The sequence below is a fragment of the Photobacterium sp. ABD4_091 genome (genome assembly GCF_056160145.1).
In genome coordinates, this window is sequence record NZ_JBSWWQ010000002.1 from 24,220 (window position 1) to 38,432 (window position 14,213).

Here is a 14,213-nt window from a genome sequence, read left to right on the forward strand (position 1 = left end):
GCTTGTCATAGACGGAAAATAAGATAGCGGCATAGAATAAAGGAAGTGCTTATTCCATGAAAATTACACCTCAAATATTGACTGACAAGGCCAGGGTCTTGCTGTTTATCGCACCCTTGATGGCGCCACTGATGGCATTCTGGCTGATCCCTTTCGGCTGGAGTGTTTATATCAGCTTTACCGACTGGGATTATATTTCACCTGACTACTATTATGTCGGTTTTGAAAACTACCAGTATCTGCTGGAAGACCGCGATTTCCACCAAGCGATGCTCAATACATTCTGGTTTGCGTTGGGAGTCGTTGTTCCTACCGTCGGGCTCGGCTTGGTATTCGCCTTGATGCTGCACAAGAACTTTGCCGGAAGCCAATTTTACCGCGCAGTGATTTTCTCGCCATGGATCACGCCAACCGTTGCGGTGTCGATAGTGTGGTCTTGGGTGTTCGAGACCAAGGCAGGCCTCGCCAACCTATTGCTGGATAAAGTGGGCTTAGCCCCGATCCCTTGGCTGGAAAGCGGCGATACCGCCATGGTGGCTGTCATTATTGTCACTGTGTGGCAGGCGATTGGCTGGACCATGCTGTTCTATATCAGCGCGCTTAATAAGATCCCGACGTCCTTGTATGAAGCGACCTTGATTGATGGCTGCAGCCCGCTGACCCGCTTTTTCAAAATCACATTACCGTTGATTTCACCGACCACTTTCTTCTTGGTTATCGTCAATGTCATCAATGCGATACAGGCGTTTGATCAGTTCCAAATCTTGACCCAGGGTGGCCCGAGCGGCAGCACGCGTACTCTGCTGTACTTGTTCTACCAGACAGCCTTTGAGCAATACGACATGGGGCCTGCGGCGGCAACGTCGATGATCATTCTGCTTATTACCGGTGTGCTAACCATCATCAATACCGTAATGGGTAAACGTTGGGTGTATTACTAAGGACAGCGCTATGACAATGCAATCTGTAGATTTTCCAACCGGCAACCAGCCTGCGGCAAAGGCGCTCAAATTGGCCAAGTCGGTGCAGGGCGGTATGGCTGAAACGACAATAACGGCAGGTGATAAGTCTCCATCTTTCGGCAAGCTATCTGTTACGGCCAGTCTTGCCAAGGCGACCATTGCCAAACATGTATTCCTGGCCTTTTCCGGTCTGATCATGGTGTTCCCATTTATTTGGATGCTATCGGGATCGATGAAGTCGAATGATGAGATTTTCAGCAACCCGCTCAACATCATTCCTGAGCAGCTCCGCTGGGAGACCTTTGTCGATACGTTCCAGTTGGCTCCGTTTGGCCAATACATATTCAACAGCTTCTCGGTGGCATTTTTCACCACACTGTTTGTAATTGTGAATTCGGCCATGTTCGCTTATGCCATCACCCAGCTTAAGTTCCGCTCACGTACCTTGCTGTATTTCGTGGTGATGGGTAGTTACATGCTGCCGGGGGCGGTGACTTACATTCCGTCGTATATCACCTTGGCAAATATGGGGCTGCTTGATAGCCATGCCGGCCTTATCTTGTCCAGCGCCGCTAGCGTGTTTGGGGTGTTCTACCTGCGTCAGGTGTTCCTGAAAATCCACCCGTCTTTGATTGAGGCGGCACGTATCGACGGTGCTGGGGAGCTGAAAATTCTGTGGGCTATCGTACTGCCTCAATGCAAGGCAGCATTGGCTACCCTGTTTCTGATTACATTTATCACCAACTACAACAGCTACATGTGGCCGAGTTTGGTGATCACAACCCAAGAGTTGCACTTGATTGCAACCGGGATCCGCCAGTTCTTTATTGCAGAGGGTAACTACGGCCTTAACTGGTCGCAGATCATGGCTGCCAGCACTATCGCTGTCGTGCCTCTGCTTGTTCTATTCATGATTTGTCAAAAAACGATTTTGTCCGGCATTGCCGATAACGGTGTTAAAGAGTAAATGGATATGAAACTAAAAACACTCGCAATTCTATGTGCAAGCATTGCAACAGGTTCTATGGCTATTTCAGGAACTGCAATGGCCCAGACTGAGGTGAACTTCTGGTACTCAGGCGGTACCCAGCCCCAGCAGATGATGACCAAGCTTATTGAAGAGTTTAACTCGAGCCAGGACGAGTACGTTATTCGCGGCGCATTGCAGGGCAACTACCAAGAGACTTTCCAGAAGCTGCAGGCTGGCATGGCATCACGGACCGCGCCAGAGTTTGTTTTGGTAGGTGCTTCTGAAGCTAGCTCCATGGAAAACCGCGGCCTGACCCGTGACCTGCGAGATTTCATCACGGATGATTTCAACTACGATGACTTTATCCCGGCTTTCCGTGCTCAGGGAACCGCCGACGGTGGTGAGGTGTTTGGCCTGCCAGCTTACGGTACAACGCAGGTACTTTACTACAACAAAGCAAAACTGGCTGAGCACGGCTTTACCGAGGCGGATCTAGCTACTTGGCAGGGCCTTGCCAAGGTTGCTGAAAAAGTAGCAGTCAAAGATGCCCGCGGCAATACCGAGTACTACGGCTGGGAGCCAATGTGGGGCAAGGACAATCTGATTGATGCCGCATTCTCCAACGGTGCCAAGGTGATCAGTGATGACGGCAAAACTGTGATGATTGACTCGCCAGAGTGGGTTGAAGTGTGGGAAAGCTTTCGTAAGTGGATCCATGATGACAATGTGATGCGTATCCACCACGGTGGCCAAGGCTGGGAATACTGGTACAAGACTATTGATGATGTGATGAAAGACAATGCACTGGGCTACACCGGTTCATCAGGTGACCAAGGTGATTTGGACTTCACCAAGTTGGCTGCAACGACCCAGCCGGGTTGGGGCGATCACCCTGCGGCTCCTCAGGCAGGCTCGTTGATGTTTGTCATGCCTAAGGGTACTGATGACAAAGCCGCACAGGGCGCGTTTGAATTCATGGAGTTCTACACCAATGCGGCAAACACCGCGCGCTGGTCAATGTTCACCGGTTATATCCCAGTCCGCCAGAGCGTGAATGAGGTACCTGAGTATCAAGCATTCACCAAAGAGAATCCACAGGCGCTGATCCCGCTGAAGCAGGCGACTACGGCATCGGTTGATTTCATGGATCCAACCAATGGCCGAATCCAAGATGCCCTGTCTATCGCCGCAGATCAGGTGCAGATTGAGAACATCCCGGCTGAAAAAGCCCTAAAAGATGCTGCCAAGCGTGCGCAACGTGCCTTGGATAGAGCGAACCGCTCTTAATCTGATGTACAGGCATCAAGCCAACCGTGCTTGATGCCTGTTCACTATCGAAAAACACATTTAAGAGAATTTTTCATGCTGACGTTTTCGGGTGAGTTGGCCTTTGGCCATCAAGTCGAACGCTTTGTGGTGCCTGTAGGTACCCAAAACATATCGTTGACAGGGACGACGGTAAAACAGGGCTTCCTTTACGCCTACCTTTATGATGCCAAACAGCAACTGCGCACGGCGATCTTGTGGGTAAAGCCAGAGAAGCAGGTAGTAATAAGCCAAGATATGGCTTCACTTGGCGGCATTGCCGGCGAACTTCCTGCCGGTGAGTGGGAACTGCATATCTATAACCTGGAAGGCGAAGGCCGTAACCATAAACCGATGCAGTATCAGGCTGATATTGCGTTTGACGTTGCGACCGATGAGCCTAGCGAACAAGCTGTAGTTCCTGCCATTGCCGTGCCGACCACAGCCAGTTTGAACGCAGCGAATCTAATCGAGTTTGATTACTCCAAAATTAAGTCGCCAGAGTCCCGCTGGTTCCGGGGCGACTTGCATGCGCATACCGTTTTGTCTGATGGCCATAACACATTAGAGGCGGCAACAGAGATCATCGAGCGCCAGCAATTGGACTTCATGTTCCTGACCGAGCACAACATTTGCCATCCGGCTTTGCCTGATAGTGACCGAATCCTGATCCTGCCGGGTGTCGAGGTCACGACCGACAAAGGCCATTTCAATGTCCACGGGCCAGTGGCTGGTCTTGCGATGCGTAATGCAGATTACAGCAGCGAAGCATTGATCCATCAGGGTTTGGCGATTGCTGGCAATATCAGTATTAACCACCCGATGATGAAGCCTTGGCATTGGCACTACGATGATATGCCTTTGGCAAGCGTCGACACTATGGAGTTGTGCTGCGATCCGACGTGGTCGACTTCTCCGGCTTCTACTGAATCGGCGCTGGACGTGCTCAGCGCTATGTGGAACTGCGGCCACCGAATCTATGCCGTGGGCGGCAGCGACTCGCATCTCGAACCCCACGAGCGCAACCCCAAAGCGACCGAACCTTCCATCTATGGCGATCCGTCAACCTTTGTGTTCTCCCATGGCTTGAGTGGTGAAGGTATTTTGGCTGGACTGAGACAAGGCCATGTTTACCTGGAGCGCCGGTGTGGATTGGCAATTTCAATCAATAACGGCAGTGTATTGCCGGGGCAGGATGTCGGTGAAAGTGAGTTGAATTACCAGCTTGCAGTTGCGGATAGAGCATCACCTTATTATGCCGAATGTGTGGCAGACGGCGAGGTGAAAGCACGCTATCAAATCAGCCCTGAAGGCGTTGAATTTGCTATTGATATGCAGCACCACAACTGGGTGCGTATCGATATTCGTCGCGGTGATCTGGCTAACATGGCAGCGGATGAAAAAGGCGAGTTTGAAGGGGTGATTAACCCAGTATTTAACGGTTTACAAGCAGTATTTGCTCAACCTTCGGTAGCGACTTGGGGTGAGCTGATGGAGACGATGGAAAACAATGGAAATTAAAGGCGTATTGTTCGACAAAGACGGGACTTTGCTCGAATTTCACCAGATGTGGCTCAAGGTGTCACAAGGGGTTGTTGCGGCATTGTTGACCCGTTACCCGGCGCAAGATGAAGTCACGGCAACGGCATTGCTGGAAGCGATTGGTGTCTATGGTGAGCAGGTTGACAACTACGGTTTGTTGGCTTCGAACCCGGTCGAGGATACCTCCAAAAAGTGGTTTGACATGCTGGCCCCACAGTGCGATTTCGTGGCTTTCAATCATGAAGTGAAAGGCTTGTTCAACCAGCAAGTCGAGCAGATGCCGGAGCTGATCCAAACCCTACCAGGGATTGAAAGCACACTCATGAATCTGAAACAAAAGGGATTTAAGCTTGGCATTGCCACCGCTGATACCAAAGATGCCACTCTCTATTCCCTTGAGCAGGCAGGGATTATTGAGCTATTTGACTTTATCGGTTACTCCGATGGCGACATTGAGCCAAAGCCTGCACCAGCATTGATGGAAGCTTTCTGCCAGCACTGTGATTTGCAGGCTGCCGAGGTGGTAATGCTGGGGGATACCGTGTCGGATATGAAGTTCGGCATTAACAGCGGGGCGCGAAGCGTGGGTGTTTTGACCGGTACAGCGTCTCAAGAAGAGTTGGCCTCCCATGCTGAGTTGGTGCTTGATTCTGTGGCAGAGTTTACACCTTGCCTGCTCAAGTCCGCGTAAGTGATTAATTAGAACAAAAGACATAACGGAAATTATTATGGCTGAAGTCGTACTTCGTGAGGTAGAGAAGGTCTACCCAAATGGATTTAAAGCTGTGAAAGGGGTCGACCTTACGATCAAAGAAGGCGAATTTATGGTGTTTGTCGGCCCGTCTGGCTGCGCAAAGTCCACGACGTTACGAATGATTGCAGGTCTGGAAGAGGTCACCGACGGTGACATCATGATCGGTGACAAGCGGGTCAATGATCTGCCGCCAAAAGATCGTGGGATCGCAATGGTGTTCCAAAACTATGCACTGTATCCCCATATGTCGGTTTACGACAATATGGCGTTTGGCCTCAAGCAGCAGAAACTGGATCGCCATGAGATTGACCGTCGTATTCGCGAAGCGGCACAAACGCTGGAGATCACCCACTTGCTAAATAACAAACCGGGTGAGATGTCTGGCGGCCAGCGCCAGAGGGTGGCACTGGGGCGCGCTATGGTAAGGAAGCCGGATGTCTTTTTGTTCGATGAGCCGCTGTCCAACCTTGATGCCAAGCTACGCGTATCGACTCGAGTGAGCATTGCCCAGCTGCACAATGATCTGAAAAATGAAGGCCAAACAGCCACTATGATCTATGTGACACACGATCAGGTTGAAGCGATGACGCTGGGCGACCGGATCTGTGTCCTCAACCAAGGCCAGGTGATGCAGGTCGATACGCCGATGAACCTGTACCAGTACCCAGCCAACAAGTTTGTGGCAGGGTTTATTGGCTCGCCGGCGATGAATATGATCAAGGCCGCAGTATCGCTCGAAGAGGGCAATATTTACCTGCAGCCGGAAAACGGTCCAAAGTTGTTATTACCGGCAGACAAGGCCAGTAAAGTAATGGATAAAGTTGGCCAGCAGGTTTGGTTAGGCCTCCGTCCCGAGCACATCAGTGTGGTGGACGAGCAGGACATGGCGCACTCAACCCAGGACATTGAGCTGAAAACAATCAATGTGGTGGAGTCGATGGGTAACGAGCTTTACCTTTATTTCAATATTGGTGATGTGAAGCTGGTGGCGCGGGTACCGTTTATTCCTCAGCAGTCAATCAGCCACGGCGAACTAAAGCCGCTGCATTTTGATATGTCACATTGCCATCTCTTTGATATCGAGACTGAAGCTGCTTTGCTTTAATAATTGAAAGCGAGTGTTATATGGAAAAAGAGCGCCTGTAATTCAAATAGAGATAGGTGCTCTTTTTACTTTTTCTCTTTTATTTCTATCAGCGGGTATTCTCCCTTGCCAGATCGGGCTCGCCGCTGTTTTCCAAAATAATTTTCCTTGCGGTATTACGTAGTGCCAGTGTTGCCTGCCAGTCACTGCCTTCAGGTTTGATAAAGGGGCTAATGATGACCTCGATATCCCCTTTGCGGGGGAAGAGGGACTTATCCCTCAGTATTGAGCGGGTGCCTTTGAGTGTTACGGGCAATATAGGGAGCTGTTTTTCAACTGCAATTTGGAACGCGCCGAGATGGAAGTCATGAACACCAGCCATACGGTATAACGTCCCTTCAGGGAAAATGGTTAGCGGGCTTGGTTTATCAGCAAAGGCGGCTAACTGCCGGCTGTCAGTGATGCTTTTTTGGGTATCAAACCTTTCTACAAAATGGGTTCCCAGCTTGCCGAGGAAAGTTCTGGCGAAGAAGTTCTCCTTGAGTTCGGATTTGGCAACAAACTGATGTTCTTTGCCTGTTGCAGCCAAGAGCACCAAGCCATCAAGGTAGCTGGCGTGGTTGACGATAACCAGGTAGGGAGAGTCATTTTTGGGCAGGTTGTCGATACCCGTTATTTCCATCTTAGTTCTGGTAAGCTTGATGAGCGAACGGGCTCCCCAGCGTGCTACTGACCAGCAGGACTGCCGAGAAGGTAAAGCTGCCACCAGAACCCACACCGGTGGGGCTAACAGCGCCATAACCAGCCACATATAGCAGGCAAAACCCCAGTCAGCGGCCAGTCGTTTGAACCGGCTAAATGCTGGCTTGGCACTGGATACAAACAAACGGGTTGCTTGCCACCATACTGCACGTTGTGGGGCATTGAGTTTGTTTTCCTCAAATAACGTTTTACATGCAGAGCGACGGATTTTACCACTGGAGGTTTTAGGTACGGTATGGGGAGGGCAGAGCTCAACTACATCAGTGGGAATCCCAAGCAGGTTGATAGACAGGTTTTGTATTTCATCCCGGAGTTTTTGCTTTTGTTGCTCATCATTGAGTTTGGTTTCTGCCAAAACGACCAGTTGCTCGGTACCGGTTTTTGGGTTGGCACTGGCAAATACAGCGATACAGCCCTTGCGGATCCCCTCCAGTTGGCTAACAGCAGACTCCAGTTCTTGCGGGTAAATGTTGCGACCTGCCTTGATGATGATGTCTTTGACCCTCCCGGTCAGAAAAAGCTCACCTTCCATCGTTAAGGCACGATCGCCGGTGCGCAACCATTCACCATGGTAAAGCCCGGCGGTTTTATCTGGTGCGCGATAGTAACCCGATGTTGAAGAGGGGCCTTTGAACTCCAACTCGCCCTCTTGGCGCTCTGGTAGCTCCCTACCTTGGGGGTCGACAATACGGATTTGGTGCCCGGGAAGGGGGTGGCCTAGGCCGATCAAGGGAATACTGTGCTCTAGCAGGGCGTTGATATCTTGTTGCTCGTCATGGTTTCCTTCAGGGTTTAAGGCTTTGTCTGTAGAGGCTTTGACTGAATTTATCACCGCTCCGCCTGAGTTCATCACCGCTTTACCCGAGTTCATCATGGTTTGTCTGTCGACCCATTCAACCCTCGGGGTACGGGTGTTGAGCGGGAAGGTCAACCCCACCGAAGACTCTGCCAGACCGTAAACCGGCGTCATGGCTTCTGGGGTGAAACCATGCGGCTGGAACCGTTGGGTAAATGCTTTCATAGTCGCCGGGCTGATAGGCTCGGCGCCGTTCCAGCAATGCCGGACACTAGAGAGATCCAAGCCTTCTAGATCGGCATCCGGTATCTTGTTCACGCACAATTCATAGGCAAAGTTAGGGGCGGCGGTAATGGTTCCCCGGTGATGGTGCAGTGCCCACAGCCAACGTTTGGGTTGGGTCAGGAAGTTGAGCGGAGACATGATCACCAAGGGGATCGCATGGTAAAGGCTGCCGAACCAAGCGCCGATCAAGCCCATGTCGTGATAGACAGGCAGCCAACTGACAAACACATCATCGGAGGTTGCGCCGACGGCTTTGCCCATGGCCCGTATATTGGCAAGCAGGTTGGCATGGGTGAGCTGCACCCCTTTCGGTACCCCAGTACTGCCTGAGGTATATTGCAAAAAAGCGATGTCGTCGGGCTGGGCATTTCCTATTTGCTGATGCTCGGAAGAAACGGATTCAGCTGACAGCATTTCAATTTCTTCTGCTGTGACAATGTGCTCGAGTGCCGGTACGTGGAGCTTAAGCAGGGTGGACAAGCCCTTGGCCTGTTCTACTGTGATTAGCATTTTTGTCTCGGCGTTTTGCAGTATCTTACTGTGCCTGACAAGGTGATCCTCGATTTGCGATGGCCTTGCGGGCGGGTATATCGGAACTGGGATCGCCCGCGACAATAATATCCCGAAGAAGCAATAGAAATAGGCATTGCAGGTCGGCAGCATGATCGCCACGGTATCACCGGGGACGATACCAAGATCCTGAAGCCGGCTGGCTATGATCTTCGCCTGCTGGTAAAGGGTTTGGTAGCTGATCGACTCAACATTGTCGGCATCTTGGTAGACATACAGGTGCGGACGGTCACCATGCTGATCAACATGCCAACGCAGCAACTCTTGCAAGGTATGGACTTGATCCGGATAACTCGACGCTGTTGGTAATTCTATTTTCTCAGCAGTAGCTTTAATTGCTGTCGGATGTTGCTCGGCATTGAAGATGGCATTAAGCAAATCTCGTGGGGTGTCGATTTCCGCCAGTGTTTGTGAGGGCAGGGTGAGGGCAAATTGTTGTTCGGTTCGCTGGATCAGCTCTGCCCGACCTAAACTGTCGAGGCCAAGGTCTTGGTCGAGGCTGCTATCAAGTTGAACAGTGCTGCTATCGAAGTTGTCCGGATTGATTTCCTTGGCCAGTTCAGTAACCAACTCGAGTAATAAATGGGCAGCCTGTTTGGGATCGGAGTAGGGTGGGATATTCTGGCTTTCCATGGGCTACCCTTTTTCTTGTTATGATGCCTAAAGTGTAGCCAAAATCGGCATTAATGCCGTTAAATGTATGAAAAGTGTGGTGATGTGCACAATTGATATCGATGTCCACAAACTAGGACATCGATATCGAGACTTCCCATTTTTATCTCTTGTGAGTTATACGCCCTGTGCGATCTGGCGTAACATGGCTTTATTGGTTTCAAGCCACTGAGAGAAGCTCTGGGGCTTGCGGCCTGTCAGCATTTCAAACTCTTGGCTTGTTCCTTCAGAGAAGTCGCCACGTGCGTGCTGATCCATGGTGGTGACCATGGCAACAATTCCTTCGGGTAGACCAAATGATTCAAGTTGTGCCTGCAACTCTTCATCTGATTGGTGGATCACCTGGATATTAAGCCCCAGAGCCTGGTTGATCTTGGTTGCCATTTCATCGGTGGTCAGAGACTCTGGACCGTTAAGCGTCAGCGTCTTTTTACCCTTTAGCGCTTTGGCAACAGAAGCTGCAGCCGCATAGGCAAGGTCAAGGCGGCTGAGCTGTGCGGAGCGACCCTCTTTCGCTGCGGTTAGCCACGCTTGGGTTTGCAGCGTGCTGGCGAAGAACTCTGCCAAGTTCTCGAAATACCAGTTATTGCGCAGGATAGTCCAGTCGTTGATTTTGCTATCAGCAACCGCTCTTTCTGTTGCTTCATGTTCAAAGGCAAAGACAACCGGTGAGGTATCAGCGGCAGGCATAGACGTATAAGTCAGGTGCTTAATACCGACATTTTGCGCTGCCAGTACCGCATTACGGTGAAGTTCACTGCGCTGTCCAATAGCATCAATACTGATCAATAGCAGGTTGTCGGCACCGGCAAAAGCGGCTTCCAGTGAGGCTGGGTTTGAGAAGTCAGCTTCACGAACGTCCACACCTTTTTCGGCCAGTTCAGCGAGGCTTACGGCGTTACGCGTTGTTGCAATCAGTTGGCTCGCTGCAATATTGAAATCATTCAAAAGGTACTCAATCACTTGCTGGCCAAGTTTACCGGATGCGCCAGTGATTAGTAGTTTGCGATCTGACATGGTGTTTCTCCTGGTTGTGTCATCGTACGGCTTGTACCGTCGAATGTGCTGTTGGTAATAACTATATCGTTTACTCTTTGATTGATAATTAGCTTGAGGATAAACTTACTGTTTAGTTTTGATAAACAATTAGGCAGGCATGAATATCTCAATTGATGACATGGTGGTGTTTGCTGTGGTGGTGGAGCAGCAGTCGTTTACCAAGGCGGCTGATGCACTGGGCCTTGGTAAGGCGCGGGTGTCACAGGTGGTGTCGAGGCTGGAGTCTAACTTGGCTACAAGGCTGCTTAACCGTACCACCCGCTCTCTGTCTTTGACTGAAGCTGGGGCGCTGTATTACCAAAAATGCAAAGAGATACAGGAAATCGCCAATTTGGCCAACACAGAAGTGCAGCAAGACACTGCCGAGCCAAGTGGTCTGATACGTATTTCGACCCCGGTGGGTAGCCCTGATTTGGTTAGGCTACTTAGCGAGTTTTTAAAGCTCCACCCCAAAATCAGCCTGGATATCTTGGAAAGCGATGGTTACCAAGACTTGACCGAGGAACGCTGTGATATCGCGATTCGTGCCTCTACCGCGTTGGGTGATTCCAGCCTTTATGCGGTCAAGATCGGAGAGTTTACCGACATGCTCTGTGCATCAAAGAGCTACCTCGAGCGTTTTCCACCGGTTAAAGATATCAAGGATCTGGTTGCGATGAATTGGCTCAGCCATGCCATCGTCCATGGGCGCAAGCATTTGGTGCTGAATGATGGGCAGGGAACTACCACCGTATTGAATAAAGAGCCCGCTTTGTCAGTGCGGACCACGGCTATGCTGAGGGATTTTGTCCTAACGGGGGAAGGTTTCGCTGTCATGCCAAGTTTTATAATTGAGAATGAGCTGCAAACTGGGCGGATTGTTCGGATGCTACCGGAGTTGCATAGTGTTACAGTGTCTCTTTATGCCGTGTACCAGCACAAAACACTGATGCCGAAGAAAGTGAGGGCGCTGATTGATTTCTTTAAAGCGCATCCGTTGTCGTCATCGGTGTGATAACCCTTTGAACAGTTAATGCTTATGACGTTTACATGAAAGTCACTCGCTAGGCTGTGGGAGCTAACTCATTTGTGCCCGTGCGACCTGAAGTCGTATGAAGCGTTGTTCACCGCTTAATGAGTGAACCATCTGTATCACCAGATGAACCTATGAGCCTGAATAAAGCAGCGGCTCAGACAATGTAACGAAGAGTGTTTTAAATCTCTCGGGATCTGAATCGTGAGAGGGCGATCCTCCTGATAACCACACAAATCGGGTGAGTTCTAGGTAGTCAGTACGATGAACAAATGTGAATCCATCCAAGGTGCGTTATGTGATGAAGCAGCGGAAGTGGTTATTACGCTGTAGCCAAAAGGCAATGGGAGTTGGAAAGGGATTGGGCAATGCTCTTTCGTGATCGACACGCTCCCCGCACTAGTAGAGTGGGCATCTAACCTGACATTTACGTAACATACGGAACAGGGTAAGCCTGTATCGCTCCCTATGGGAAAGCCTTTGTGGCCGATAGTGATGCAGGTAAAGGAGGTCGGAAAAAGCGAAAGCTGTGTTGTAATGATGCAGATACAGGTTGATACCTGATCACGAAAGTGAGCCCACTTCCGACTGGTCTCCCTTTGCGAGAGAATTTGAAGAACTTTATTCAAGGATAAAAGCAAATGGTGATCTCGAAAGAGATTAGTGCATCTTCTGACGGTGCTCAATGGCAGTCAATAGACTGGAAATCCGTTGAAGCGCACGTATTAAAGCTTCAAATGCGGATCGCAAAAGCAACTAGAGAAAAGAAATACGGTAAGGTGAACTCCTTACAGTGGCTCTTAACTCATTCTCGCTCAGCTAAGCTTCTTGCGGTTAGGCGAGTATCTCAAAACAAAGGAAGTAAAACGCCTGGAATAGATGGTGTCATCTGGAACACAGATGCACGCCGTATGAAAGCAGTCAATCAGCTTAGTCGCAAGACTTATAAAGCGAAACCACTTAAACGCATCTACATTCCCAAAAAGAACGGCAAACTCAGGCCATTAGGCATTCCATGCATGATTGATAGAGCGCAACAAGCACTCCATCTACTAGCACTAGAGCCTGTGTCTGAAACACTTGCTGACCCCAACAGTTATGGATTTAGACCTAATCGCAGTACTGCTGACGCAGTCAGTCTTCAAATGTTTGGCTCTAAAGAAATCAGCCAAATGGGTACTTGAAGGGGATATCAAAGCCTGTTTCGACAAGATCGGCCATCAATGGCTTCTTGATAACATCGCTGTAGATAAGCGAATGTTGGAACAATGGCTAAAGTCTGGCTTTATGGACAAAGGTCTGTTCTATGATACTGATGAGGGTACACCACAAGGCGGAATCATATCTCCGACCTTGATGTTAATGACTCTCGCAGGGCTAGAGCAGTGCATAAAATCCACTGCGCTCAAAAAGAGCGCTAGAGCCAACTTTATTGGTTACGCAGATGATTTCGTGGTCACCTGCTCTTCAAAGGAAGTGCTAGTGAACGACATCAAACCGTTGATTTCTGATTTTCTGGCAGAAAGAGGGTTAACCCTCTCCGTAGAGAAAACGAAGCTTACTCACATTAATGATGGCTTTGACTTTCTTGGCTTCAACCATAGGAAGTACAAAGGAAAATTGCTTATTAAACCGAGCAAATCCAACACGCTGTTATTTTTGAGAAACCTACGTGAACTCATTAAAAGGCACGCAAGCGTCCATGTTAACGATCTTATCAAGCTGATAAATCCAAAACTTAGGGGGTGGGCGAATTACTATCGCCATTGCGTAGCAAAACAAGTATTCGGGTATGTCGGCCACAAACTATTCCAAGCATTATGGCACTGGGCAGTTAGACGTCATCCAGCCAAGTCCAAGGACTGGGTTGTTCATAAATACTTCTTCAACCGTAAAGGCCAATGGCAATTTCACGGCTGGCAGAAGATCATGAACATGGATTGCCTGTTCAACCTATTCCAAATAGCAAAAGTGCCCATCGAGCGACATGTGAAAATCAGGAGTGCGGCGACTCCTTTTGACCCTGAATACCAAGAATACTTGGCAAAGCGGAAGTCAAAAAGACAAGCTCGTAACTCATGGGTTGATCCTGCTCTAACTGCTTTATAAGTTGCTGGGTGTCAAACGATGCCTTAGTGGAGGCTTGAGCCGTATGCAGTGAAAGTTGCACGTACGGTTCTTAGAGGGGCGGCACTTGGTAACAAGTGTCGTCTACTCGACCAAAGTGTTTTAGAGTATTAACTCAGTAACTTTTTGTTAATCATCGATAGCCATACTCCTACTAATTCATAATTACTCATGTAAACTCATGAACAAGCTGAAATGTGATAATGGTCACTTTTTCATCAATCAACTACATGACGTGTAGAACAGGAAAATAGAAACGCACGGAAGCGATAAAAAACTCTTCTAAAAGAGTAATCTGGTGACGTGTCAGCTG

General features: G+C 49.6%; 9 protein-coding genes and 1 pseudogene. 8 read left to right on the forward strand and 2 right to left on the reverse strand.

The features are described 5' to 3' along the window. Window positions 1-56: 56 nt before the first annotated feature. The 6 genes from ACXAGQ_RS14490 (at window position 57) to ACXAGQ_RS14515 (ending at window position 6,638) form a co-directional block, all read left to right on the forward strand. Entirely contained in the window at window positions 57-941 is an 885-nt protein-coding gene (locus ACXAGQ_RS14490; protein ID WP_475254791.1) for a carbohydrate ABC transporter permease, read from the forward strand. 94 nt (window positions 942-1,035) lie between these two features. Further along, a complete protein-coding gene (locus ACXAGQ_RS14495; protein ID WP_475256586.1) occupies window positions 1,036-1,929 on the forward strand; it encodes a carbohydrate ABC transporter permease in 894 nt (297 codons plus the stop codon). Window positions 1,930-1,935: 6 nt separating this feature from the next. Beyond that, window positions 1,936-3,219 carry an extracellular solute-binding protein gene (locus ACXAGQ_RS14500; RefSeq protein WP_475254792.1) on the forward strand — a complete coding sequence of 428 codons (1,284 nt, stop codon included), beginning with the start codon at window positions 1,936-1,938 and terminating at the stop codon, window positions 3,217-3,219. 75 nt (window positions 3,220-3,294) lie between these two features. Next, entirely contained in the window at window positions 3,295-4,758 is a 1,464-nt protein-coding gene (locus ACXAGQ_RS14505) for a CehA/McbA family metallohydrolase (protein WP_475254793.1), read from the forward strand. Next, complete coding sequence (locus tag ACXAGQ_RS14510) at window positions 4,748-5,470, forward strand: HAD family hydrolase (RefSeq protein ID WP_475254794.1); 723 nt, start codon at window positions 4,748-4,750, stop codon at window positions 5,468-5,470. Before ACXAGQ_RS14505 ends, ACXAGQ_RS14510 begins: the two co-directional genes overlap by 11 nt. Window positions 5,471-5,507: 37 nt before the next feature. Beyond that, window positions 5,508-6,638, forward strand: a complete 1,131-nt coding sequence (locus ACXAGQ_RS14515) for an ABC transporter ATP-binding protein (protein ID WP_475254796.1) — start codon at window positions 5,508-5,510, stop codon at window positions 6,636-6,638. 88 nt (window positions 6,639-6,726) lie between these two features. Here ACXAGQ_RS14515 and ACXAGQ_RS14520 read toward each other — a convergent pair whose 3' ends face one another. Then, window positions 6,727-9,663, reverse strand: coding sequence for an AMP-binding protein (locus ACXAGQ_RS14520; RefSeq protein WP_475254797.1), 2,937 nt, complete (start codon window positions 9,661-9,663; stop codon window positions 6,727-6,729). 156 nt (window positions 9,664-9,819) lie between these two features. Continuing rightward, entirely contained in the window at window positions 9,820-10,719 is a 900-nt protein-coding gene (locus ACXAGQ_RS14525; protein ID WP_475254798.1) for an NmrA family NAD(P)-binding protein, read from the reverse strand. Window positions 10,720-10,858: 139 nt separating this feature from the next. Between ACXAGQ_RS14525 and ACXAGQ_RS14530 the strand changes: the two genes are divergently transcribed. Continuing rightward, window positions 10,859-11,755 carry a LysR family transcriptional regulator gene (locus tag ACXAGQ_RS14530; RefSeq protein WP_475254799.1) on the forward strand — a complete coding sequence of 299 codons (897 nt, stop codon included), beginning with the start codon at window positions 10,859-10,861 and terminating at the stop codon, window positions 11,753-11,755. A gap of 659 nt (window positions 11,756-12,414) precedes the next feature. Then, a pseudogene (gene ltrA / locus ACXAGQ_RS14535) lies at window positions 12,415-13,882 on the forward strand (group II intron reverse transcriptase/maturase). Window positions 13,883-14,213: the final 331 nt, after the last annotated feature.